Origin of the sequence: Kitasatospora griseola (assembly GCF_044999035.1) — a bacterium.
In the GTDB taxonomy this organism is placed as follows: domain Bacteria; phylum Actinomycetota; class Actinomycetes; order Streptomycetales; family Streptomycetaceae; genus Kitasatospora; species Kitasatospora griseola.
On record NZ_CP173360.1, the window covers coordinates 33,149 to 56,801 of the forward strand.

The following is a 23,653-nucleotide window of genomic DNA, read 5'->3' on the forward strand; positions in this document are numbered from 1 at the left end:
TTCCGGGCGTTGTTCTACTCTGCGGCCATGGACATCGAGCTGACCGACGATGAGCATCTGCGGGCACTGGCCGCGTTGGAGGCCGTTGTCAAGAACAATGACGATGCCCCGGAAATCCTGGCGGCGGTGCCGGCGAGCGCCCGCTGCCGGCGCTGCTGGCCGCCTACGGGCAGCACATGCTCCACCGCATCCTGATCGCTGCGTTCGGCATCAACGCCACCACGGGCCACCACCGACGCGCCGGCGCCCGGTTCCTGCCGCTCGGCCGGGCGCAGCGCACGCATCCCTTGGACCGCACCACCAGGAGGAACCGATGTCCTCTCCGCGACCGCTCACCCCCGAGGAGAGGCTCGCCGACGCGAAGAAGCTGTTGGGCCTCCCGCGTGTCGTCGTGATCTGCGGCTCCACCCGCTTCATGACCGAGATGGCCGAGGCCGATCTGCGGGAGACCGTGGCCGGGAGGATTGTCGTCAAACCGGGCTGCGACCTGAAATCGCCGCACGGAGGACTCCGGTCCGACCCTGCCGGGGCCGAGGCGCTCAAGGCTCGACTCGACGACCTGCACCGGGCGAAGATCCGGCTCGCCGACGAAGTGCTCGTGGTCGGCGACTACATCGGAGACAGCACCCGGGCCGAGATCGCCTACGCCCGGTCACTGGGCAGACCCGTACGGTTCACGTGCCCCGAAGTCGACCCCGACGCCTGACCGGCCGCTGCCGCCTCGACGGCCACGGCCGGAAGCCTGTCTCGCGGTGGCTCCGGCCGTCGCCTGCCCCACACCCTCCGCGGGCATCCCTCGGAATCGATCGTCCGGCTCATGGCTGCGACCTGCCCGAGGCAGTGATGTGCAGACGGTATTGCGAATGATGCGAAAGGCGCTCACCGCAGGCACCTGACCAGAGGCCCCTTCGGCGGTCGGGCGCACGCCCACCCGTACGGGTTCCCGGCCGCGGCCTGCGACCGAACCCGGATCTGTCGGTCACCCGGCCGCCCCCGGCACCAGGTGAAGGCGGGTCTGCGCACCGGCCACCGATTGATGTCGCCCGTTGGCAGTCGAGAGTGAGACCCGCTCCTCCGGGTGCGCAGTGACGGATCCGGACTGCTGGCGCGGCCGGGCGGCGGGACGTCGTGGAACGCGGCGGCGTCCGCGCCCTGTCGCTCGCGGACGCCGCCGCGTTTCAGGCCGGGCTCCGGTGTTCGGTCCGCGCGCCAGGGGCTGCGGCCGTCGAAGGGCCCGCGCGTCAGCGGTTCTCGATCCAGAAGTCGACAAGGGTCGCGCCGTAGTCGGCGCAGTTCCAGCCGAAGGCCCAGTACCCCTGTCCGACCCAGCCGCCGTAGTAGATCCTGTTGTTGGAGCACTGCGTCACCGCCCGGGACTGGCCGTAGTCAACCAGCACGTTCGCGCTCCACTTGTAGCTGTCCCAGCTGTACGTCGGGTAGTTGCCGACGTGGGCGGAAGCCGGTCCTGCGGACAGTGCGAGGCTCGCGGCGATCGCGGTCGCCCCGATGGCGAGGGCGCGAAGGCCCGTGATGCCCGTGGTGGTCCCCCGTGTGAGCAGAGGCATCGAGTTCCCCTCCCGTTGCGCGGGGCGAGCCGCCCCGCTGTCCGACGCAAACGCTACGAGCGCCCGGACCGGTGTGGCTACGAAGGAGAGGAAAGTGCACGGACCGGTTCCGGACAGCTTGCGGACCCGGCGGGGCCCGCTGACGGGACACGTGCCCCGCGCGGGAGGCCTCCGGCCGTGGACCGCGCGGCCGCGGCGGCGCTCGCGGCCGACGGCCCTCGGTCGGCGCCCTCGGCCGAGGCGCAGCCGCTCGACCCGGGCGCGGGCCAGGTCGAGGACCAGCCGGCTGTCGCAGGCTCTTGCCGTGACGGTCCTGCATCCCCGGGGCCGTCGAGCATCCTCGCGGGGGTGTTCGCCGCGAACATGTCGTCGATGCAGCCGCGCAGCCCGAAACCGGTGGAGTCGGTCCGGGTCAGCCGGGGCACCGGCCGGAACAGGTCGTCGCACCGGCGGGTGCCGGGTTCGGCAAGGAGGACGCGGAGCTCGCCGGGGGGGCGGGGCCGGCGACCGGGCACAGCCGGGCCGGCGCCGATGCGGGCCTCGGGCGGCCGTCCGGGATCCGACCGGAGGTCCCGGGCCCACTCGGGGGCGCGGTCGTCCCGGTGTTCGCGGGCGAGTCGGGCGACCGCCAGGGCCGGACTCGTCCGGACTGCCGCATCGTCTTCCGTTGTCGGCCTGGGCTGCAGGGCCGAGAAGACGCGTGAGAGCTCGCCGGTCGCCGCCGCCAGGACGCGGGCGGTCGCGGAGCGGACCTCGGAGTCGGGGTCGGCGAGGAGCGGGAGCAGGAGGTGCGGGTCGTCCGTGACGGCCCGGCGGGCGGCCTGGATCGTCCGGTCCACCGGGCACATCGTGCCGCCCTCGACCACCGGCAGCTCCTCGGCGACCCGGAGCAGGCCCTCCCGCGATCCGTCCCCCGTGTGCCGGCACCGGCCGACCTCGGCGACCGGGCGAAGGGTCCGGGCACGGAGTTCGGGGCGCCCGGCCGTCGCGATCCGGAGCAGGAACGGCACTGCCAGTGCCCCCACCGCGATCGTGCCGCCCCGGTGGTGAGGATTCGTCCGGAGCTGCCGCAAGGCCCCGTCCGCGGGTTCGGCGCTTCCGGGGCCGGGTGTCGCGAGGAGGCCGGGGACGTCCTCGCCCGGGCCCCAGGAGTGCCCGAACCCCTGCCAGGGGACGTCGTCGTGCCTGAACCCGTCCGTGACCTCCCGCGGGATCGCGCCCGCGGCCGCCCGCACGTCGCAGCCCGCACCGGCCCACCGCTCCGGCCAGCCAGCCGGCCCAACCGTCGTCGTCCATGGCTCGGCCTTCCGGTCCACCGGCAGCACCGGGCCCGGGAAGGCCGACGACCGGCGGTCAACAGGCGGACCGCTTCTGCCGCACGCCGGTGGCGGCGTACCGCGGCGGCGTCATGTCCCGTAGGCGTCCGCAGCACTCAAAACCGCCGACGCCGGAGTTGCGGGGCACTCGCCGCCGGCGGCACCTCCACCGACGGCAGAGGCGGCGGGACCGGGCCGCCGGACCGGAGCGGGCGCAGCCGGGGTGAAGGCGGCCGGGACCGCGGTGAAGGCGGGCGGGGTCGGGGTGGACGCGGGCGGGGCCGGGGTGGACGCGGGCGGGGTCGGGGTGGACGCGGCCGGGGTTCCGGATGGGGTGTGCGGGCCGGGGCCGGGGCGGCGGCCCGGCCGGCTTCCGTGCAGTCGGGGGCCGTTCGCGGTCAGGAGCTGTTCGCGGTCGGCAGTCGGACCACCAGCCGCGCGCCGGGCAGGCGACCGGGCGGCTCGGCGGCGGCCGTGCCGCCGAGGCTGTGGGCGATGGTGCGCACCAGGGCCAGGCCGAGGCCCGCGCCGCCGGTGTGCCGGTCGCGGGCGTCGTCCAGGCGGACGAACCGTTCGAAGACCCGTTCCCGGTCGGCGGCGGGGATGCCCGGGCCGTCGTCCTCGACGGTCAGCCGCGCCCAGCCGTCCGCGACGGCGAGCGTGACGGCGACCCGGCCGTCCGCGTGCCGGGCGGCGTTGTCCAGCAGGTTGCGCACCAGGCGGGCCGGCAGCATCTCACGGCCCGTCAGCATCGCCTCGTCGAGCTCGCTCTCGTACGTCAACTGCCGTCCGCCGTACTGCCGTTCGGCGAGCTGTTCGGCGATCAGGTCGTGCAGGTCGACAGTGTCGACGGCACCGGCACCGGCACCGGCGCCGGCGCCGGCGGTGTCGCCGGGGCGGTCGGTGTCGCGTTCGGCGCGGGCCAGCAGCAGCAGGTCGTCGGCGAGGTCCTGGAGCCGCTCGGCGTCGGTGAGCGCGCCGCGGACCACCGTCGGCCAGTCGGCGGCCGCCGGGTGCGCGAGCGGCACCTCCAGCGAACTGCGCAGCGCGGCGAGCGGGCTGCGCAGCTCGTGCGAGGCGTCGGCGACCAGGCGGCGCTGCTCGTCGAGGGCGTGCTGGAGCCGGTCCAGGGTGTCGTTGGTGGTGCGGGCCAGCCGGTGGATGCCGTCCCGGGCGCGGGGGACGGGGACGCGCTCGTGGAACGCGCCGCCGCGCACCGCGTCCATCTGGCGGCGGATCGACTCGACCGGGCGCAGTGCGAGGCCGGTGGCGAGCCAGGCGATCAGCGCGACGAACAGCGACGTGGCGGGGGCCACGTCGTACGCGAGCACGCGGGTGAGGGTGGCGGCGGTCTCGTCGCCGGTGAGCGGGTCGATCAGCACGTAGAGGAGGAGCTGCTGGTCGGGCAGGTTCGCGGGGTCGGCGCGGGGGCCGTTCGGGGGGAGCTGGGCGAGGCGGGCGGCGGACACCGGTTCGGTGAGCTTGCGCAGGAAGCGGTAGGTGCGGGGCCCCGCGGTGGGCAGCCGGTAGTGGGGCGCGCGGCCGTTCGGGTAGCGGACGGTGACGAGGTCGGTGCCGAGCATGTGCGGCGAGTCGGTGCCGTACTGGTCCGGGGACAGGGTCGGCAGGCCGAGCGCGGGGTCGGTGTCGCGGGGGTCCTCCAGGTTGGCGGAGCGCAGCCACCGCCCGTCCTGGGCGAGCACCGCGTACGAGTAATTCTGGAACTCGCCGCCGCCGGCGCCGGCCCGGACCCTCGCCTCGAGGTCCGCGATCGCCGCCCAGCCCTGTTCGAGGGCGGCGTGCTCGAGGCGGACCCGCACGATGTGGCCGACCAGCGGCGTGGCGACGGCGAATGCCAGCGCGGAGGCGATCAGTGCGGCCCCCGCGGCCCGGGCCCGGACGCCGAGCGCGGGCCACCGGCGCGGGACGGGGGCAGGCTGCCGGCCCGCGCCGGGGGCGGGCTGCCGGCGCGGGCGGTCAGCTGGCATCGGCGGGCGGCGGCGTGTGGGGGGTGAGCCGGTAGCCGATGCCGCGGACGGTGTCGATCCGGGCGTGCGCGCCGGCCCGGTGGAGTTTGCGGCGCAGCGCGGCGATGTACACCTCGACGATGTTCAGGTCGCCGCGGAACGCCGAGTCCCAGACGGCGTCCAGGATGTCGGTCTTCGGCACGGCCTGGTCGGGGCGGCGCAGCAGGCTCTCCAGGACGCCGAACTCCTTTGCGGTGAGCCGCAGTTCACCGTCGGCGACGGTGCAGCGGCGGGCCGCCGGGTCGATCCGCAGGTCGGCGACGGCCAGCGCGGCGGGCCGGCCCGCCGCGCCGCGGCGCAGCAGGGCGCGCAGCCGGGCGGTGAGCACCACGAAGGAGAACGGTTTGGCGAGGAAGTCGTCTGCCCCGCAGTCGAGGGCCTCGGCCTCGTCGTACTCGCCGTTCTTCGCGGTCAGCATCAGGATCGGCACAGGGTTCTCCTCGGCCCGCAGCCGGCGGCAGATCCGGAAGCCGTTCAGGCCGGGCAGCATCACGTCGAGCACCACCAGGTCGTACCTGGCGGAACGGGCCAGCTCCAGGCCTGTCGGGCCGTCGGCGGCCACGTCCACCGCGTAGCCCTCGGCCCGCAGGCCCTGGCTGAGCGACCGGGCCAGCCTTTCCTCGTCCTCGACCATGAGTAGGCGCACCGGGCCAGCGTAGGTCAATTCCGCGGCGCGAAAAGGACCGCTGACCGATGTGCCGGTTTTCTCCGGGCTGAAGAAATCCTCAGGTTCTTTCAGAATCGGCTCAGCGGGGCTTTCCTAGCGTCGGTCGGGTGCGAATACCTTTCCGGATCCGTCCCTGTGTGCCGCCGGCGTTCGCGGCGGCTCGACTGTCTACCTTTGCGGTGGTTCGGCTGCGGGCGTTCGCGGCAGCTCGGCTGCCGACGTTCAAGGCGGCTCGACTGCCGGCCTTTGCGATGGTTCGACCGCCAGCGTTCGTGACGGCTCGGCTGCCGGCCTTTGCGGTGGTGTGGCTGCCGGCGTTCGTGGTGGCGCTGTTCCAGTCGGCGCTGTCGCTGCCGAGGCACTGGCGGATGCAGACCAGCGGCTTCGACCTCGGGATCTTCGAGGAGGCGGTGCGCGGCTACGCGTACCTCGAACCGCCCGTGGTGACGCTGAAGGGCGCCGGGTTCGTGCAGCTGGGCGACCATTTCAGCCCTGCGCTGGCCGTGCTGGCCCCGTTCTACCGGCTCTGGCCGGGCCCCGAGACGCTGCTGGCGGCGCAGTCGCTGCTGTTCGCGCTGTCGACGGTGCCCGTCACCGCGCTGGCCGTACGGTGGCTGGGGCGGACCCGGGGCATGGCGGCCGGGCTGGCGTACGGGCTGTCCTGGGGCCTGTGGCAGGCCTCGCTGTTCGACTTCCACGAGATCGCGCTGGCCGTCCCGCTGGTGGCGTGCGCGACGGCCGCGCTGGCCCGCGGGCGGTGGCGGGCCGCGGTGTGGTGGGCACTGCCGCTGCTGCTGGTGAAGGAGGACATGGGCCTGCTGCTGGCCGGCGTCGGCGGCCACGTCCTGCTGGCCGGGCACCGGCGGGGACTCGGCGCCGCGGCCCTCGCCGCAGCCGCGCTCGGCACCCTGCTCACCGTCCTGGTGCTGATCCCCGCGGCGAACCCGACGGGCGGCTACGCGTACGGCGCGACGGCCGCCCTCGGGGGCGGCGACCCGGTGACCCGGCTGCTGCTCTCCGCCGCCAAGTGGTGGACGCTCGCCGCGCTCTTCGCCCCGGTCCTGCTGCTGGCGCTGCGCTCGCCGCTCGCCCTGCTGACCGTCCTGCCGCTGGCGGCGCGCTTCTGGTCGACCAACCCCGCGTACTGGAGCACCGGCTGGCACTACAGCGCGGTGCTGATGCCCGTCGTCTTCGTCGCCGCGCTCGACGGCCTGCGCCGCCTGCCCGGGCGCGGGGCGCTGCGCCTCGCGCCCGCCGCGATGCTCGTCGTCGCGGTGCTGGCCGCCCCGCGACCGGACCTGTCCGGTCCAGGCCCCGACGCGCTGACGGCCCGTCGGGTCCTCGCCGCCGTCCCCGACGGCGCGAGGGTCGCCGCCGCGAACCGGCTCGCCCCGCACCTCACGTCCCGCTGCACCGTCTCCCTCTTCCCCTACCTCACCTTCCCCGACGGCGCCGGCTCCACCGGCCTGTCCCCCGACGACCGCGACCCCCTCTTCCGCCCCACCGCCGAATGGGCCGCCACCCTCGACACCCCCGACGACTTCCCCGCCCCCGCCGACGACCTCACCGCCCAGCAATCCCTCCCCACCGCCGGCTACCACCCCGTCGCCCACGGCGCAGGCATCACCATCTGGCACTGGGAACCCGAACATTGACCACACGAAGAGCCGAGGCCGCGGGCGGGCGCGGGTGCGCACTGCGCAGTGCGCGGTGCGCAGTGGGTGCTGGGCGGTGCGCGGTGAGCGGTGCCCAGTGGGCGGTAGGCAGTGGGCAAGTGCCTGTTCGGGCATGACCCTCCACCCGGCCGCCAGAGCCCTCCAACAGCTCCTGACGACCTGGAACGGCACATGCCCGACCCGCCACCACCCGATACCCAGGCCAAGACCATCCCCGACCCAACAAAGCACTACTAGGCAGTGCCCCGGCGATCACGGGCGGAGCCGGACGACGAGTGCGGCCGCGGTCACGGTGCCGATGGGAAGTGGAGGCCCGGCCCGGGCCGGGTCAGGCCAGGCGGGTGGTGGCGTAGTACTCGATCGCGGTGTGCTGGTACTCGGCCAGGCCGGGAGTGACGGCCTCGTAGGCGGCGCGCCAGGACGGGTTCTGGACGCAGCCGAGGCCCATGGCGCGGAACTCGTCGGGCGTGACGGGGTGCAGTTCGGCGAGCGAGCGGTACTGGGCGTCGATCTCGCCCTGGACGGAGTCGGCGGAGGCCGGGATACCGGCCGCCAGCAGCTCCGCGAGGCGGATCATCCCGGCCGTCCGCTCGCGCTGGCCCGCCCCGAGCTCGGCGGCGTCCATCGTTGCGCTGCGGCGGTCGGTCGCCTCGGCGAGCTCGGGGAAGTTCCGGAGGCCGTCCTCGTACTGGTCGGGCTGGACGCCCTCGAAGAGGTTCTCCGGGCGGTTGATGGTCATGGGCTGGCCGTCCTTTCGGGATCGTTCCAGGTCGGCGAGGGTGCGGGCGACGGTGGCGGCCAGGGTGTCCAGCCGGTCCCGTTCGGCAAGGAGACGGCGGTGGTGGCCGCGCAGGGCCTCCACCTCGTCCACCTGCTCGGAGAGGATCCGGCCGATCTCCGGGAGGCCGACGCCGAGAGCACGCAGCACCAGGATCTGTTGCAGCGTCAGGAGCTGCGTCTCCCCGTAGTGCCGGTGCCCGTTGGCGGCGATCCGGGCCGGCGGCAGCAGGCCGATCTCGTCGTAGTGCCGCAGCGTCCGGGCGGTCACGCCCGACAGCCGGGCCACCTCCGCGATCGACAGGTCCATCGTCCTCGTTCCGTGCCCTCGTCTCGCCGGGCCGGTCGTTCCGGCCCTGCTCACGACCGTAGAAGCTGCCGCAGCGTCAACCACAAGCCCGGCCAGCCGTCCACACCAGGGTCGCAGCAGGCATTCGCCCCGCGCCCACACGCCCACACGCCCACACGCCCACCACCAACGAGTACCGGGTGCGCATCGCTCCAGACCTGGGCCTCGACGGCCGAGCCGATCTCAAATGTCACAGCCCGAGCACTCGATCAAGCTCCAGGAGCCCTCGCACCCCGCTCGCCTGTTGAAAACGAATTAGGCGGCAGCGCATGTCCAGCCCGCGCAGGGCTGGTGGAGTGCGGGGAGGAGCCCCCGCAGAACGGCGGGTCCAGCATCGCCGGGCGCCGGCCACGGGTGCGGGGGGCGGAGCACGCCGCGCTCACCCGTCCGGTCGGCTGTCAACCGCGACGTCGTTGTGGTTGCCGTCCCGTCCCGGCGAGGGGAACAGGGCATCCAGGTCACCGACGACGTGGCGAGATCGAGGGGCTGAGGGCCAGTTGGCCGGATGGTCAGAGCTCGATGCGCACCGTGACGTAGAGGCCGCCGGGCGGGTCTCCGCTGCAGCCCCGGCCGCCCGCGCCGGGCAGCCGCAAGCGCCGTCCTTCGCGGACGCCGGCAGGGATACGGACGTTGTGCTCGTTTCGCCGCGTCTCGACGCCGCCGGTGTCGGGGAAGGCCAGGCCGGTGCCCGCATCGACCTCCCGGCACCGGCGGCGGCCGCCCCGGCGTCGGCTGTCGCCGCCGCCAGCGCCCGCTCCGGCTGCGGAACGGGTCCGGGACGGTCACGTACCCCGCACCCATCAGCACCGAACCCTGCTTTCCCGGTAGGGGGTTCGGCGCCCCGGCGGGCCGGGCCAAGGGCTTGTGCGATCACCGACAGGCCATTTCGGTCATTCGGTGGCCGATACCCGCGGAAGACCGCCTTCTTCCCGGATGCCGCACCCCGGGGTGCGAGGGACTGCCATGCTGACGTCAGCGGAGTGTGACATTTCACATTCCGCCGCCGTCCTATCCCTGCCCCCGAGGAGAGACACACCCATGAAGACCACCGTCATCGCCGTCGCCACCGCCGCGGCCCTGACCACCCTGGCCACCGTCCAGGGAGCCGCCGCCGCGCCGACCGGACCTGCCGGTCCGGTCGGCGCAGTCGTGACCTGCGGCACCCCTGGCGCACCTGGCCCGCTGCTGACCCGGGCCTGCGTCGAGGTGACCGGCAACCAGGTCCGCTTCTACGGGGTGGCCACGCCCGGCGACCCGTCCTGGCAGCCCCGGCCCCTCGGCTTCACCGTCTCCGGCACGGTCGTCGGCAGCGCCCCCCTCGCCCCCGTCCACCCGGCCATCATCGTCCAGGCCGGCTCGAACCAGGTCGGCAGCGTCTTCTCCAGCGCCCCGTGCGGCGCCACCGTCAGCACCACCTTCTCGGTGGCCCAGCCCGGCTGGCCCACCTCGACCGCCACCGTCTCCACCGTGGTGGCCTGCTGACGCCGGACTCCCGCAGGTGTGCCCCGGCCTCCGGGGCACACCCCGCCACCGCCCCTCCGCGGGGGTCTTCCAGCGGCAGCAGGTCCACCGGTACCCGCATCCCGCCAGGGCGAACCGGCCGATGTCGCGCAGCCCGAGCACGGGAGCCGGCCGCCGCAGCAGCGCCCTGACCCGACGGATCCCGACCGGGCGGCCGAGCAACGCACGGCCCGGTCGTAGCCGGGTCCGAGCCGGCGGCGGGCGGTCATGCCCCCAGTCCGACCGTCGGTCAGCAGCCCGACGACCACGCACTCGGGCTCCGGCCCGCAGTGTCTGCGATGGGCGGCGAGGCCATCGGTAGGTCCTGCCAGACGATCTGTTGGTGGGGGGAAGGGATCAGCGCACGCCGACGGCCTTCCAGGCGTTGTTGACGGCGTCCAGTTCCTTCCCGGTGCCGTAGAGGTCTTCGGCGACGGTCGCGGTCAGTTCGGCGAAGTCGGCGAAGGAGGCATCGGCGGCGAGCTTGCCGCCGGTGGCGGCGTCGTACCAGATCCGGCCGGCCTTCTCCCGGGCGTTGCCGCCGGTGGCGGTGGCCGCGAGGTGGAAGGCGCGGTTGGGGATACCCGAGTTGATGTGCACTCCGCCGTTGTCCAGGTGGAGCGGCAGCTCGATGTAGTCGTCCATGTGTGCCTTCTGGCGGTCCTTGCCGCTGAGCTGGGGGTCGTCGTAGGCGGTGCCGGGTGCGGCCGGCGAGCGCAGCGCCTTGGCCTTGAGGTTCGGGGCGAGCATCCCGGCGCCGAGGAGCCAGTCGGCCTGTTCGGCGCTCTGGCCGAGCGAGTACTGCTTGACGAGGGAGGCGAAGACGTCGCAGATGGACTCGGAGAGCGCCCCGGACTGGTTGAAGTAACCCGAGCTGCGGGTTCTGGACCTGCCTGCTCACGCCCGCCGCGACGACGTCGAGGAGGTCGCGCGGGCGCGGTTGGAAGATCTTGCCGTCACCGTCGCCGAGAACCAGCCGCCCCTTCTCCCGGAACACGTTCATGAAGTTCTCGCGGTAGTGGACGGTCGCCCGCAGCGAGCCGCCCTGGCCGTCCAGGGAGTTGCGACCGTACGCGGTGCGGAAGAAGTCGAAGGTGGTGCCGAGCGCGTCGTAGGCGCAGTTGACCAGCTCGTCCGTACTCGGGTCGTCTCCCTCGGAGCGCCCCAGACTTCCCGGGAGGCTGTCCTTGTTCCCGGCGTTGTAGATCTCACGGCGGGGCACGGGGGTGTCTTCTGCATCCATACGGTCCAGTGCGGGCACCGAATATCCCGATTGTCGGGCTTTCAGCAGTTTTGAACCGTGTCCTGAGTGTTCGTGATAGACGCCAGCAGTTGATTGCCCGAATCGAGCAGCACATCCGCGGCCCTGCCGTCGGCCCTGGTCGTGAGGCGAGCATGTGAGCAGCGGGGCGGTGGTCACCATGGCGACGCCGCCCGAGCACGCCGCGCAGGTCGTGGCCGGCCCGCCGGTGTCTGTCAGGTGCCGTCGGGAACGGGTCGAGGCGGCAGCGCGTGGACCCGTCCAGGGGGCTGGGCGAGGGCTTTCCACTACGAGCACTCGACGATCCGGCCGCTCCCGACCGGGCGGGCGACGCGACCGATGCGTCGACCCCGCAGGGCGTTCGCACACTTCGGCGGGGTGCACGAGAGACGCCCGAACTGGTCCGACAACCAGGGACGTTCACGTTCGCGTGGGTGGGGAGTTGAAGCCGTACGCCGACACAGGCGCAAGGCACCGCGGGGGACGTCACGGACCGGAGGAACATCGCACCGACGAGCCCACTCACGCGACACGCCCTCGACCACGGCCCCGTCCTCGTCCTCGTCCACGTGGAAGGCATCCTCGCCGTCGACCGCCACGACGCGACACCGGCCGATCCGGCGGTACAGGCGACGGCGACCGAGTCAGATCGCTCGCCCTACGCCCCCCCGGGGGCCGGCATCCGGGCATTCTCGATGCCGCACCCGCGCACGGCACGGCGCCCCAACTCCCGTTTATCACGCATGTATCCGCGCATGCCACGGTGTCCCCGGCCTCGACCCCACCCGCGGACGGAGTACACGTGACCACGGCAGTGCCTTCCGACAACCAGGCAACCCTGGACTACCAGATCTCCTTCACCACCGGACCCGACCTCAAGGGACAACTCAAGCGTCTGTCCGGCACCACCATGGACGACAGTTCCTACTACCACGGACAGCCCGAACCCAAAGGCAGCACCTTCGCCGGCCAGTACCGGCACGCCAACGACCCGGAGAAGCAGACCGTCAACCTCCTCGCCAACGCCATCTTCGAACGGCTCGGCTGCGACGAAGACCAGTACCTGACCGAAATCCTGGCCCAGGTCACCGGAGGCACCATCACACTCCACTCCGACAAAGGCCCCTGCCACTCCTGCCGGGCCCTCCTCAGGCAGTTCCTCCAGAACTATCCGATGATCACCTCCTTCGTCGTGACCTACCGCAAGACAGACGGACGAGGCCGCCCGATCCGAGCCCTCGAACCCGCCGGAGGCAACCTCTACGGCTCCTACGGCTACGAGGACGCCACAGAAGTCAACGGCCTCTGGTGCAAAGTCCTGCGCTGACCCCGCCACGCCCCCACCGGCAGGACCACACGGGCCCTCGCCCACGGCCGAATGAGGACTCGACCACCACGGCACCACGCCCCCGGCCCCTCCCCCCGGCCCGCCACAGCCCCCGCAGCGCTGTGGCCCCGCCGGGCGGGCATGCCGGAGCAGCAGCACGTCCCCCCGGCCCATCGCACCCGGGCGCCCGGAGGCGCCGAGCCATCGGCCGCCCGGTCCGCAGCGCCGCTATTCGGATGCGACGACGTCCACCCCGCGCCAGAACGCGACCCGGTCACGCACCTGCTCGGCCTCCGGCTTCGGCTCCGGACAGAACCAAGCCGCATCCCGGTTCTCCACACCGCACGCACCACTCCGCGCGCCGCCTTCCCCACACCACGAACCACCGACACCGCCGCACACCACCGGGACAACCCACCCGCCAGCACACCCACCGGCAGGCCATCCCGCGCAGCCTCCAACGCCGACCACCCCGCCTCACACCCCCCCACGCACCGGGCAGGACGTCGGACACCGGGCAGGCGGTGCGCGGACGTGATCGCCACCCCCCGAACCCACAGCCGACACCTGCCCGGCCCCGCGAGCGCACCACGCAAGAGGACCGCACGCCCCGACCCGGATCACCGACGGCCGGACGATGTCGGGCGCGTCGACAAGGGGGCGCCGCCCCGTGGGCGGAGGTCCGGTGCCGCACCTGCCAGAGAGCGCCGAGAGCCTCCCGGACCTCAGGCACTGTCAGATCCTCGTCGAACAACCGCACCAGAACCCGCGGCAGCTTCACTCCGCGCCCGCACGCGGTCTACAGCCGCCGGCCACTTCGTCCCGCGCAACACCCCCACACGCCGGGCAGTCAGTGCGTGGGTCGATGCCCACCACCGTCCGAACCCACGCCCCACGACCACCGACACACGACGCCCGCCCGACCCCGGAAGCACCACGGCAGCGGACCTCGCGCCCCGACCCGGATCACCGACGGCCGGGCGCTGTCGGACACGTCGGTGACGGGCGCCGCCCCGCCGACCGTGCGAGAGCCCGCCCGGGGCGCATCGGTGAGAGGCGGTCGAAGCCGGGACGCCGGGCGCCCAGGGTGCGCCGACGGCCGGGCCGGGGCGTCGTCACCGACAGCGATGAGGTCACGGTCGGATAACAGCGGCTTCTTCCTGTGACCCGGCACGCCCCTGCACCCGTGTAGAGGTCAGAGCCGCGTTCGAGCGGGTCCGCATGGCCGGCGTGCGCAGAGAACGACAGAAGGAGAGTCAGGGATGAAGGACTTCCGCTTGGACCTGAGCGACGAACTGTCCGCACTGACACCGCCGCCCATGGGCGACATCGTGGCGGAAGCCACCAGGAAGGGCCGCCGCGCGCGCCGGGCACGGACCATCGGACAGGTCAGCGGGTCGGCACTGGCCCTGGCGGCCGCCGTCGTCCTGGCCGCCGGCCACCTGCCCGGCACCGCCGGCGGCACCACCGCCGTCGGCCCGGCGGCCGGCGGCACACCCGCCCTCGCCGCCCCCGCCGGCGCGACCCCGTCGCCCACGGCGTCCGGCGCCCTGGTCCGGGTGAGCGGCGCGGCCGTCCTCGCGACGGTCCTCGACGCACTCCCCGCCGGTCTGCAGACCAGCGGATACGCCGCCAACGGCGCGACCGACGCACACGGCAAGTACGCCGCCGACGTCCCCGTCGCCCAGGTCAACGTCCAAACCCCTCAGGGCCTCGGCATGATGCGGGTCTTCGTCGGCACCGCGTCCCCCGACGCCAAGTGCTCCACCGACGACGGCTGCCACCGCGACAAGTACGGACAGCAGGTCCGCACCACTCACGTGAACGACAACTGCATCCAGAACACCGTGATCACCGTCCGCCACGCCGACAGCACCGCCGTCACCGTGCAGATGGCCACCTGCCTGGCCTGGAACGGCACGGCCAACCTGCCCGGAGTCCTCCCCCTCACCGAGGAGGCCGCCGCCGAACTCGCCGCCAACCCCGCCTTCCACACCATGATGACCCCTGCCCAGGGCGCCGCGGCCGCCGCGCGCTTCCCCGCACTCCCCCCGATCGACTGACCCTGTTCGACTGATCCCACCCCATCGCGGCCCCGGGACCCCCGGGGCCGCACACCCCACCCGGCACCCACCCCACACACCACCAGGGGGCACCACCCGTGCGCAAAGAAGCAGAATTCACCGCGTTCGCGCAGGCCGCAGCCCCCAGGCTCCGCCAGATCGCCTACCTGATGTGCCGCGACTGGCACCTCGCGCAAGACCTCACCCAGACCACCCTCACCAAGCTGTACCTCGCCTGGCCCCGCATCACCCGCCGCGACCACGACCCGTTCGCCTACGCACGCAAGACCCTCCTCAACACCCTCCTCGACCACAAACGCCTACGCAGCACCACCGAGGTGACGACCGACCACATCCCCGACCACACCCCCGACACCCCCCACCACACCACCACCACCGACACCCGACTCACCCTCATCGACGCCCTCGCCCAACTCACCCCCAGAGACCGCGCCATCGTCCTCCTCCGCTACTGGGAGGACCACACCATCGAAGCCACCGCCGACATACTCGGCGTCACCAACTCCGTCGTCAAAACCCAAAGCATGCGCGCCCTCGCCACCCTCCGAACCCACCTCCACCACATCGATCAACCCGCCCACTGACACCAACCCACCCCACGAGAACCGCCCCCACCAGGGCTCTCCCGCGGCGGCTCAACCGAGGAAGGGAAACGTCGGCATGGTCCAGCACGCGGCCTCCTCGGGATCCCCGGGCCGCAACGGCGCCGGGGACCCCATCCCGGTCACGTACAACCACACCAACACCACAGCCACGACGAACATCACCGGCAGCAGGTACCACCGGCTGCGTGGCAGACGGGACAGCACCGCGCCGCACACCAGCAGTACGGCGAACATGACGACCCAGGCGGAACGGGTCGCCGCCGCCAGTGTCGGATCCGGTTCGTGATCCTGGGTCAGGCACCAGTGCCACGCCTCGTCCACCCAGGCATTGCCGCAGACGACACCCGCCGTCGCGAGGACCAACGCCGCCAGAACCCACACCGAAACCCAACCACAGCCACGAGCCCGACGGCCCTCCACCGACCCCACGCCGCCTCCTCAAAATGATGATCGTCCCGCGTCACGCGACGCACCCCACCCGCCCGCAGTTCCCGAACCCCCGACCCCAGGCACGTGGACGCGCGCTGCTCCTCGACGAGCAGAAGCGTCAGGACGGTCTCGCCGACGACGTCTCGTCGGTGCCGCGCAGCCCCTCGTAGGGCACCCCGAAGCCGGCCGTCGCCGGAATCCCGTGGCCGGCAAGCAGGTTCCCGATATTGGAGGGGCCGGCGACCTTCGCGCGCACCTGCAGGGCCCTGGGCTGCAGCAGCGCTGAACAGAGCGGCGGCAGCACCCCGAGCACCGGCCCGTAGTCGTCGATGTCGGCCCTGTAAACGTGAATGTAGGGTTCGCCCCATGAGGCTGGCGAAGAGGGGACCGAGGTTCTACGTCCTGCTGTGCGTGGCGGTGTTGGCCGTCGCGGCGCTGGTCACGGTGGTGGTCATCCGCAGTTTCGCCATGGTCACGGTCGATCCGGGGCAGGCCCGGAAGCGGGCGAAGGCGGGGCCGGCGGCGGGGCGGGTGGACTGCTCCCAGCGCAAGTGCATCGCGTTGACGTTCGACGGCAGTCCGGGCGAGCCGACCGAGCGGGTGATGGACCTGCTGGCGCAGCACCGGGCCCCGGCGACGTTCTTCCTGGAGGGGCGGAACATCCACGCGTACCCCGACGTGGTGCGGCGCATCGCTCGGGAGGGGCACGAGATCGGCGACCACACCTGGAACCACCCCCGGCTGACCGAGGTGCCCGACGCGGAGGTGCGGGAGGAACTCGTCCGGACCGCGGACGCCATCGCGGAGGTCACCGGGCAGCGGCCCACCCTGATGCGTCCGCCGGAGGGCCGCACCGATGACCGGGTCTCGAGGATTTCACGGGAACTCGGCATGGCCCAGGTGCTGTGGACGGTGACCGCGCAGGACTACGCGACCGAGGACACCGCGCTGATCACCAAGCGGGTCCTGGACGGCGCCGCGCGCGACGGCATCGTCCTGCTGCACCCGCTGCACAAGGGCACCGTTCCCGCGCTGCCCGCCATCCTCGACGCGCTCGCCGGCCGGGGCTACACCTTCGTCACTGTCGGGCAGCTCCTCGCCCCGGGCACCCCGGAGCCGGGCACCATATACAAATGACGGCCCGCCAGGTGGACGGAGGCTGTCCGCCAGGCGGCCGTCACGGCCGCGTCGGCCTGGACGGCGGCGATCGCCACGTCGGGTCGAGCCGCACCGGGATCCCGGGCCGGAGCTGATCCAGCAGACGTCGACCCGGCCGAGCGGGACGACGGCGCGCCCCCGCAGCGGCGGGACACGGCCCCGCGAGTCGGTACTTGCAGCCGCGGAGCCGGCCACGTCGGGTAGCAGGTCGCCTGCGAGCAGGCGCAGCAGGGTGGTGGTCCTGCCGGCGCCGTTGTCGCCGGCGGTGCTGGCGCGTTCGCGCACGGGTGGCTTGTCCTCGGGTGCACGACGATCCACGGGCAGCGAAGGCGAAGGCGGCGTCCGCGCCCGGACTCGGCGAGGTAAAGGAAAGCCATGTCGTCGCCGTAGCAGGGCGACTCGCCCCGTCCGGTCCGCCGGTGACGCGAAGGTGCTGGTCGTACGCGGCGGCGGAGGGCGGGTGCGAGTGTGCCCGGAAGGTCCGGCAGGTGTGCCCGAAAGGTCCGGCAGGTGTGCCCGAAAGGTCCGGGAAATGTGCCCGCAGGGTGATGACTGGGAGGGGGTGGAGGTGGATACAAATGGAGGGAAAGTGGAGATCGTCGATCTTGGGGGTTCAGGTGGGGCAGTCGGGGTCACTGCGGCGCGGACGCAGCCGCGGGCGTGGTCGAGTGCGGGTGGCGGGGTGTCTGCTGGCGCTCGCGGGGGTGCTGGGGGGCGTGGCCGGGCCGGGTGGGGTTGCAGGGGCGGTGGAGGGGCCGCCGGGCAAGTACGGGCCGTTGCAGCTGCAGAACGTGCGCAGCGGGCTGTCCGTCGCCGTCGAGAACGGTGACATGGCGGTGGGCAAGGCGATCCGGCAGGAGCCCTACGAACGCGACAGCGAGCAGGAGTGGTGGTTGGAGCCCGGCGGGGAGGGCTACCGCATCAAGAGCAACGTCAACGGCGCGTACTGCCTGGGGCGCAGCGCCGACGGCGTTTCGACGGAGCTGCTGGGGTGTGAAGGAGAGCGCACGGACTGGGTGTTCGACGAGGTCGGCGCGGAGATGTACCGGGTGAAGGTCCCCGGCCAGAACGCCTATCTCGCCTCCCCCGGCACCGATCACAAGGCGCGCCTGGTGGTCGGCGGGAGCGCGGACGACAGCACGGCCTGGTACTTCACCTCGACGAGCCTGGTGAAGGCCGCGCCGCCCGCCGATCCGCGGCTCGATCAGGCGACGTTCCTCACCACGCACAACGCGTGGAACAACTACGAGGACATGTTCCTGTTCGCCACCAATCAGAGCCGCTCGATCAACCGTCAACTCTCCGAGGGCGTCCGCGGGTTGATGCTCGACGTCACCACGGTCGACAACGAGGTGGTGCTCTGTCACGGGGGCAACTGCCTGACCGGCAGCACCGGGCCCGACGACCCCACCGGTCCGCTGCCGTGGAAGTTCCGGGACTTGATGACCCGGGTCGTCGGCTTCCTGAACGAGCCCGTCGCCGTGGGGACGGAGCCGGTCGTCACGGTCTTCCTGGAGGACTACGTCTCCGACCGTGCGCTGCTCGACCACGCCATCGACCAGGTCGCCGGCCTGCGCGAGCTGATCTTCGACCCGGAGCAGCAGGGCGTGCGGGCGAACGGCTGGCCCACGCTCAGTGCGATGCGCGCCGCGAACAAGCGGCTGCTGCTGTTCTCCGACAAGGACGTGACTCCGGCCGGCGGGGTCGCGTACGGGCGGACGTGGACGGTGGAGAACTACTGGAGCATCGGCGACCTGGGCAACAAGTGGGAGTGCTACTCCCGTTGGGGCGAGCGGCCGTTGACGACGACGGCGTCGCCCGGCGCCAACTTCGTGCCGCTGTTCGTGATGAACCAGTTCCGCAACGTGCCGACGATCCTGACCGCCGCGATCGACAACGGCGGCAAGCTGTTGGAGCGGGCCAGGGACTACTGCGGGCCCGCGGCGCGCAAGACGCCCAACTATGTCGCCGTCGACTTCTACGAGCTGCCGCTGGGCGGCTCCACCCACCGCGCCGTGGAGGAGATCAACAGCTACCGGTACGTCCCGGGCCCGCCGGCGCCCCGTGAGCCCGCGCCCGCGGTGCCGGTCGGGTGGCAGGTGATCGGCACGACCGCGACGAACAAGGCGTACTCGTTCCTGCGCAGCCGGATGAACGAGTACCCCGCCCCCGTCTCGCACGGCCTGCCGCGCAGCTACCGGGGCGGCTACTTCTCCCCCGGCACGCAGTTCGGCGAGAACGGCTTCGAGTCGAGCTTCGTCTACGACGACGCCCTGATGGCGATCGCCCTGGTCAAGAGCGGGTACGCGCCGGACATCGGCCGCGCCCGCACGCTGGGCGACGCGCTGCTGGAGGCGCAGGACCGGGACCCGTTGGCCGACGGCCGCCTGCGCTCCTCGTACCTGCCCAACCCGTTCATCACCGCGAGCGGCACCCCGTACATCGGCGGGTTCTCCACCTACACCGGCAACATGGCGTGGGTGGGCATGGCCTGGTCGCAGCTGTACCGGGCGACCGGCGACCAGCGGTACCTGGACGGTGCGCTGCGGGCCGCGAACTGGATCCAGGCGAACACTGCGGACGACCGCGGGGCCGGCGGCTACACGGGCGGCTACCTGTGGAACGACTCCGGCGCGTTGATCCGGCAGCTGACGTGGAAGGCCACCGAGCACAACATCGACGTCGGCGCGTTCTTCGCGATGCTCGCGCAGCTCACCGGGAACGCCGACTGGTCGGAGCGGTCGGGGCGCGCCTTCGACTTCGTGGCCAGCATGCAGGCCGACGACGGTCGGCTGTGGACGGGCACCACGGAGGACGGGGTGCACCGCGCCGACGAGGTGGTGCCCGCCGACATCCAGGCGTGGAGCTACCTCGCCACCCTGAGCCCCGACCACTCCCGGGCGCTGGACTGGGCCCTGGCCAACCACACCGCCCAGGACGGCCCCTACCAGGGCATGGCGTTCAGCAGCGCGGACCGCACCAAGGTGTGGTTCGAAGGCACCGCCCAGGTGCTGACCGCCCTCAACCTGCGCGGCCGTGCCTCGGACGCGCCGACCGTCGCCACCTTCGTCGACAGCCTGGAGCGGGCGCAGCGCGAGGCGCCCAACCATGACGGCTACGGCCTGGTCGCCGCGTCCCGCGACGGCCTGGACACCGGGATGGGCGACCTGTACTACGCGTCGCTGCACACGGGGGCCACGGCCTGGTTCCTGCTGGCGGCCCGCAACGCGAACCCGTTCCGGCTCTGACCCTGCGCGGTGCGCACTGCGGTCTGCGGCCCGCTTCCCGTCGTACGTGGCACGGCGGGGGCGGGCCGCAGGTGTTGGGGTGGTCAGCGGCGGCGGTAGGCGGCGATCGCGGTGTCGACGAGGGACCGGATCAGCGGGTTGCTGTCGCCCTCGTTCCACGCCGCCACCACCCGGCTGGGCGGCAGGTCGACCAGCGGGACCGCGGTCAGCTCGGGCGGCAGCCGGTGCCCGAGCGGGACCAGGCCCACCGTGGCGTTCCACAGGACGCTCTGCAGGCACTCGTGGACGGCGCGCACGACCGGGCCTTCGCGCGGCTCGCCGCCGCCCCAGTAGGACTGCCAGGCGGGATCGGTGCCTTCGGGGAACCGGAACCAGCGGCGGCCGCCCAGCTCGGCGAGCCGCAACCCGCCCCGGCGGGCGAGGGGATCGTCGGTGCGCAGGAGCACGCCGACCGGGTCGGTGCGCAGCGTACGCACCGTCAGGGCGGTCTCGTCGAAGGGCGCGCGGGTCAGCGCGACGTCGACCAGGCCGGCGCGCAGGCCGCACGTCGGATCGGCGAGGTCGGTGTCACGGACGCGGATGTCGAGACCGGGATGGCTCCGGCGGAAGGCGACCGCCAGCGCGGCCGCGGCCGGGTCCGCGCCGTCGTCCAGAATCCCCACGGTGAGCCTCGCGGCCCCCGCCGCCGCGTCCACCCGCGCCCGGACGCGGTCGGCGCGCCCGAGCAGTGCCCGGGCTTCGTCGAGGAGTACCGCACCGGCCGGGGTGAGGGCGACGCCGGCCGGTGAGCGGATCAGCAGCGGCGCGCCGACCTCCCCCTCCAACTGCCTGATCGCCCAGCTCAGCGGCGGCTGGCTGATGTGCAGTCGGGTGGCGGCCCGGCCGAAGTGGAGTTCCTCGGCGACCGCCACAAAGTACCGCAAGGTCCGTAGCTCCACGCTGCCACGATATCCGCGGGGTATCGGCCCGACGGAACAGGTCTTGGACAGCCGCGGGCTCCCGGCGGTGGACTCGTGGACATGACCGACGAAACGAAGAACCGCGAACCGCAGCCCGACCGTCCCGCCGTATCGGTGGTGCGCCCCGGCGACGGCGAGACCATCGCCCTGGGGACCACGCGCATGCGCATCCTGGAGGACGGCAGCCACACCGAACACCGCCTCGCCATCGCCGAATCCGTCCTGGCCCCCCACACCCAAGGACCGCCGCAACACCGCCACGCCCGACACGACGAGGGCTTCTACGTCCTGTCCGGCACTGCGCGGTTCACCGTCGGGGCCGAGAGCCACGACGCCACCGCGGGCACCCTGGTGATGGTCCCGCCCGGCACCCCGCACACCTTCGCCAACACGACCGACCAACCGGCCGTCCTCCTCAGCACGTTCACACCCGACCTGTACGTGCAGTACTTCCGCGACCTGCAGCAGACGCTCGCCGACGGACGGCCGCTGACACCGCAGGTCAACGCCGACGCGATGAGCCGGTACGCGACCGAGCCGGCCGCCGAAGGAGAGTGGCCGGCCGCGAACGGCAGCCGTGCGGAGGGGCCGTGAGCGGACGTCATGAAAGGGAGTTGTGCTGGCGGGTTGTGAAGGGAAGTCATGAACATTGCCTACGGGGTCGTTGCGGGGTTGCTCGCGGCCTTCTACGTCTGTGCCGGCACGTTGAAGGCGGTCCGCAGCCGTGATCGGCTCCGGCCGATGATGGCCTGGGTCGACCGGGTGCCACTGCCGGCCCTGCGGGCGCTGGGCGTGGTCGAGGTGCTCGGCGCGGCCGGCCTGGTCCTTCCCCCGTCGACCGGCATCGCCCCCGCGCTGGCGCCGGCCGCGGCCGTCGGGTTCGCGCTCCTGCAGGGCGGTGCGATCGCCGTCCACCTGACAGGCGGGGACCGCCGGATCGCGCTCAACGCCGTGCTCCTCGTGGCCGCGGGCGTGACCGCCGGGTTGGCCTTCGGGCTGTGAGGCCGGGCCCGGACGGCACTGACGCACCGTCGGCGGTCGGGAAGGACGGGTGGGTGGCGACGGGTCAGGAGGCCCAGGGAAAGCGCGCCGGGGGCGGGGACCGGGTGAAGAAGGTCTTGGCGCGCAGGACGGCGTCCTCGTCGGCGAGGACCTGGCCGGGGCGGGTGCCGTGGCCCAGCAGGACGCCGCCGAAACCCATGCCCATGTAGGCCGCGGTGTGGTGGAGGGTCAGGACCAGCGGCTCGGCCGCCCCCTCCTCGGCGTGCGCCATGGCGGTGACGCCCCAGAGGGTGCGGCCGGCCATCTTCGCCCGGAAGCCGGGGTCCGGGGTGCGCAGCCACTTGCTCCAGTGGTCGAGGTAGCGCTTGGTGTGGGCGGAGGCGGAGTACCAGTACAGCGGGGAGGCGATCACGATGTCGGTCGCCGCGACCGTCGCCTCGCGCAGCAGCTCCTCGTCGCTCTCCCCCACCGCCCCGGCATCGCCCGTGCCATGGCGCTCGTCACGGAAGTCGGGCAGCCGGAGAGCGGCGAGGTTCAACCAGCGCTGCTCCGTACCGGCCGGAAGCCGATCCGCGGCCGCCCGGGCGAGCAACTCGGTGCCGGTGTCCGCCTGCCCGACTCGTCGTCAAATCACCTGCCGAGGACGGTCGTTGGCCAACGGATTTCGGAAGACCGACGCGACGGGGCAAGCAGTCCGGTCGCCGGTCAGTCGCTGTCGCGCTTCTCGATGACCAGGATGCGGGCCTCCGGGGCGGGGTGGGCCACGTGTTCGTCGCCCCGCTCGACGCAGCACACCCGGCCCGGGGTGAGGCGTTCGACCCGTTCGACGTCGCCTACGCGGTAGTGCATGTCGACGGCGCCGTCGAGGACGACGAACACCTCCGGCCCGTCGTTGACGTGCCACCGGTAGGGCTGGTCCGTCCAGTGCAGCCGGACGGTCGCGTCGTCCAGCTCGGCCAGGTCGAGCGCGCCCCACGGGCGTTCGGCGGTGAAGGAGGCGGAGTCGAGGAAGCGCACAGGGAATCTCTCCGTTCGGGAGCCGCACGGCCGGCTCTGCTGTGCATTCTGCGCGGGGAGACCGGCCGGCGGAGCCGGCGGAAATGCCCAATTGCATCGACATCCTGCCAATCGGCCCGCGCCCACAGGCCGCCACCGAACCCGCCCGCACCCCGACCGGCGACGCGGTCCGCGACCGCTCAGGCAGAGGCCTCCAGGGCAGCGCGCCAGACGGGGCTGTCCACGTAGTGGTTGTCGAAGCGTTCCGCGGACTCGGCGATCTCCTTCGGATCGGCCTCGCCGCGCATGACCCGGCCGAGCAGCCGCAGGTAGTCGAACCGTCCCAGGCCCGGGGTGAAGACGAACAGGACGTCGGCCTCCACGCCCGGCGCGGCCGCGAAGGCGTGCGGGGTGTGCGGCGGCACCGCCAGGAAGTCGCCCGCGTTCAGAACGGTGACCTGATCGTCCACCAGCACCCGCAGCGAACCGCCGAGCACGAAGAACAGCTCCGTCGCTTTCGTGTGGAAGTGCGCCGGCGCCCCCGGCGCACCGGCGGCGAAACTGGAGCGGTAGCTGGTGAACCCGCCGAGCGCGGCATCCGACTCGCCGAGCAGCGTCATCACGCTGCTCGGATCGGCGCAGGTCTCGGCGTCGGCACGGCGGGTCAGCATCGCGGGCATGGTCACGGGCAGGTTCTCGTTCGTCAT

General features: G+C 72.8%; 22 protein-coding genes and 3 pseudogenes. 11 read left to right on the top strand and 14 right to left on the bottom strand.

Annotated elements, in window-relative coordinates; genetic code table 11:
* The first annotated feature begins 27 nt into the window (after window positions 1-27).
* Together ACI1MP_RS00215 and ACI1MP_RS00220 are read left to right on the top strand one after the other, a co-directional pair.
* Window positions 28-195, top strand: a complete 168-nt coding sequence (locus ACI1MP_RS00215) for a hypothetical protein (protein ID WP_404867282.1) — start codon at window positions 28-30, stop codon at window positions 193-195.
* A 118-nt stretch (window positions 196-313) separates the two neighbouring features.
* Window positions 314-706, top strand: coding sequence for a hypothetical protein (locus tag ACI1MP_RS00220; RefSeq protein WP_404867283.1), 393 nt, complete (start codon window positions 314-316; stop codon window positions 704-706).
* Window positions 707-1,241: 535 nt separating this feature from the next.
* Here ACI1MP_RS00220 and ACI1MP_RS00225 read toward each other — a convergent pair.
* From ACI1MP_RS00225 to ACI1MP_RS00235, 3 genes are all read right to left on the bottom strand, one after another.
* Window positions 1,242-1,565, bottom strand: coding sequence for a hypothetical protein (locus ACI1MP_RS00225; RefSeq protein WP_380330391.1), 324 nt, complete (start codon window positions 1,563-1,565; stop codon window positions 1,242-1,244).
* 1,714 nt (window positions 1,566-3,279) lie between these two features.
* Window positions 3,280-4,869: a sensor histidine kinase gene (locus tag ACI1MP_RS00230; protein WP_404867284.1), complete on the bottom strand. Its 1,590-nt coding sequence runs from the start codon at window positions 4,867-4,869 to the stop codon at window positions 3,280-3,282.
* On the bottom strand, window positions 4,859-5,554 hold the full coding sequence (locus ACI1MP_RS00235; protein ID WP_404867285.1) for a response regulator transcription factor: 696 nt from the start codon (window positions 5,552-5,554) through the stop codon (window positions 4,859-4,861). The genes ACI1MP_RS00230 and ACI1MP_RS00235 overlap by 11 nt, the downstream gene beginning before the upstream one ends.
* Window positions 5,555-5,847: 293 nt before the next feature.
* On the opposite strand from ACI1MP_RS00235, the gene ACI1MP_RS00240 reads away from it, so the two are divergent.
* Window positions 5,848-7,230: a DUF2079 domain-containing protein gene (locus ACI1MP_RS00240; protein ID WP_404867286.1), complete on the top strand. Its 1,383-nt coding sequence runs from the start codon at window positions 5,848-5,850 to the stop codon at window positions 7,228-7,230.
* A gap of 349 nt (window positions 7,231-7,579) precedes the next feature.
* Here the strand turns inward: ACI1MP_RS00240 and ACI1MP_RS00245 are convergent, their stop codons facing one another.
* Together ACI1MP_RS00245 and ACI1MP_RS00250 are read right to left on the bottom strand one after the other, a co-directional pair.
* The gene (locus tag ACI1MP_RS00245; protein ID WP_380330406.1) at window positions 7,580-8,338 is read right to left on the bottom strand and encodes a MerR family transcriptional regulator; all 759 of its coding nucleotides are present in this window, start codon (window positions 8,336-8,338) and stop codon (window positions 7,580-7,582) included.
* A gap of 548 nt (window positions 8,339-8,886) precedes the next feature.
* Window positions 8,887-9,057 carry a DnaJ C-terminal domain-containing protein gene (locus tag ACI1MP_RS00250; protein WP_380331699.1) on the bottom strand — a complete coding sequence of 57 codons (171 nt, stop codon included), beginning with the start codon at window positions 9,055-9,057 and terminating at the stop codon, window positions 8,887-8,889.
* 358 nt (window positions 9,058-9,415) lie between these two features.
* Between ACI1MP_RS00250 and ACI1MP_RS00255 the strand changes: the two genes are divergently transcribed.
* Window positions 9,416-9,859 carry a hypothetical protein gene (locus tag ACI1MP_RS00255; RefSeq protein ID WP_380330409.1) on the top strand — a complete coding sequence of 148 codons (444 nt, stop codon included), beginning with the start codon at window positions 9,416-9,418 and terminating at the stop codon, window positions 9,857-9,859.
* 375 nt (window positions 9,860-10,234) lie between these two features.
* On the opposite strand, the pseudogene ACI1MP_RS00260 reads toward ACI1MP_RS00255, so the two are convergent.
* A pseudogene (locus tag ACI1MP_RS00260) lies at window positions 10,235-10,732 on the bottom strand (M4 family metallopeptidase); the annotation flags it as partial.
* A gap of 64 nt (window positions 10,733-10,796) precedes the next feature.
* Window positions 10,797-11,300 (bottom strand): annotated as a pseudogene (locus tag ACI1MP_RS00265) (hypothetical protein); the annotation flags it as partial.
* 640 nt (window positions 11,301-11,940) lie between these two features.
* On the opposite strand from ACI1MP_RS00265, the gene ACI1MP_RS00270 reads away from it, so the two are divergent.
* Entirely contained in the window at window positions 11,941-12,465 is a 525-nt protein-coding gene (locus ACI1MP_RS00270) for a hypothetical protein (protein WP_380330415.1), read from the top strand.
* 228 nt (window positions 12,466-12,693) lie between these two features.
* On the opposite strand, the gene ACI1MP_RS00275 is transcribed toward ACI1MP_RS00270, so the two are convergent.
* Window positions 12,694-12,936: a DUF427 domain-containing protein gene (locus tag ACI1MP_RS00275; RefSeq protein WP_404867287.1), complete on the bottom strand. Its 243-nt coding sequence runs from the start codon at window positions 12,934-12,936 to the stop codon at window positions 12,694-12,696.
* Between the two features lie 791 nt (window positions 12,937-13,727).
* Here ACI1MP_RS00275 and ACI1MP_RS00280 point away from each other — a divergent pair.
* A complete protein-coding gene (locus ACI1MP_RS00280) occupies window positions 13,728-14,528 on the top strand; it encodes a hypothetical protein (protein WP_380330421.1) in 801 nt (266 codons plus the stop codon).
* A gap of 98 nt (window positions 14,529-14,626) precedes the next feature.
* Entirely contained in the window at window positions 14,627-15,133 is a 507-nt protein-coding gene (locus ACI1MP_RS00285) for a SigE family RNA polymerase sigma factor (RefSeq protein ID WP_380330424.1), read from the top strand.
* Window positions 15,134-15,184: 51 nt separating this feature from the next.
* On the opposite strand, the gene ACI1MP_RS00290 is transcribed toward ACI1MP_RS00285, so the two are convergent.
* Together ACI1MP_RS00290 and ACI1MP_RS00295 are read right to left on the bottom strand one after the other, a co-directional pair.
* A complete protein-coding gene (locus ACI1MP_RS00290) occupies window positions 15,185-15,583 on the bottom strand; it encodes a hypothetical protein (RefSeq protein WP_380330427.1) in 399 nt (132 codons plus the stop codon).
* 142 nt (window positions 15,584-15,725) lie between these two features.
* Window positions 15,726-15,882, bottom strand: a pseudogene (locus ACI1MP_RS00295) (M20 family peptidase); the annotation flags it as partial.
* A gap of 67 nt (window positions 15,883-15,949) precedes the next feature.
* On the opposite strand from ACI1MP_RS00295, the gene ACI1MP_RS00300 reads away from it, so the two are divergent.
* Window positions 15,950-16,720 carry a polysaccharide deacetylase family protein gene (locus ACI1MP_RS00300; RefSeq protein ID WP_380330430.1) on the top strand — a complete coding sequence of 257 codons (771 nt, stop codon included), beginning with the start codon at window positions 15,950-15,952 and terminating at the stop codon, window positions 16,718-16,720.
* Window positions 16,721-17,415: 695 nt separating this feature from the next.
* Window positions 17,416-19,989, top strand: coding sequence for an RICIN domain-containing protein (locus tag ACI1MP_RS00305; protein WP_404867288.1), 2,574 nt, complete (start codon window positions 17,416-17,418; stop codon window positions 19,987-19,989).
* An 83-nt stretch (window positions 19,990-20,072) separates the two neighbouring features.
* On the opposite strand, the gene ACI1MP_RS00310 is transcribed toward ACI1MP_RS00305, so the two are convergent.
* On the bottom strand, window positions 20,073-20,912 hold the full coding sequence (locus tag ACI1MP_RS00310; protein ID WP_404867289.1) for a LysR family transcriptional regulator: 840 nt from the start codon (window positions 20,910-20,912) through the stop codon (window positions 20,073-20,075).
* A gap of 96 nt (window positions 20,913-21,008) precedes the next feature.
* Between ACI1MP_RS00310 and ACI1MP_RS00315 the strand changes: the two genes are divergently transcribed.
* Window positions 21,009-21,542: a cupin domain-containing protein gene (locus ACI1MP_RS00315; protein WP_404867290.1), complete on the top strand. Its 534-nt coding sequence runs from the start codon at window positions 21,009-21,011 to the stop codon at window positions 21,540-21,542.
* 48 nt (window positions 21,543-21,590) lie between these two features.
* Window positions 21,591-21,950 (top strand): DoxX family protein, encoded by a 360-nt coding sequence (locus ACI1MP_RS00320; protein ID WP_404867291.1) that lies wholly within the window; start codon window positions 21,591-21,593, stop codon window positions 21,948-21,950.
* A 64-nt stretch (window positions 21,951-22,014) separates the two neighbouring features.
* Here ACI1MP_RS00320 and ACI1MP_RS00325 read toward each other — a convergent pair whose 3' ends face one another.
* From ACI1MP_RS00325 to ACI1MP_RS00335, 3 genes are all read right to left on the bottom strand, one after another.
* Window positions 22,015-22,542 carry a flavodoxin family protein gene (locus ACI1MP_RS00325; RefSeq protein WP_404867292.1) on the bottom strand — a complete coding sequence of 176 codons (528 nt, stop codon included), beginning with the start codon at window positions 22,540-22,542 and terminating at the stop codon, window positions 22,015-22,017.
* 113 nt (window positions 22,543-22,655) lie between these two features.
* Complete coding sequence (locus tag ACI1MP_RS00330; RefSeq protein ID WP_404867293.1) at window positions 22,656-22,967, bottom strand: hypothetical protein; 312 nt, start codon at window positions 22,965-22,967, stop codon at window positions 22,656-22,658.
* A gap of 179 nt (window positions 22,968-23,146) precedes the next feature.
* Complete coding sequence (locus ACI1MP_RS00335; protein ID WP_404867294.1) at window positions 23,147-23,653, bottom strand: cupin domain-containing protein; 507 nt, start codon at window positions 23,651-23,653, stop codon at window positions 23,147-23,149.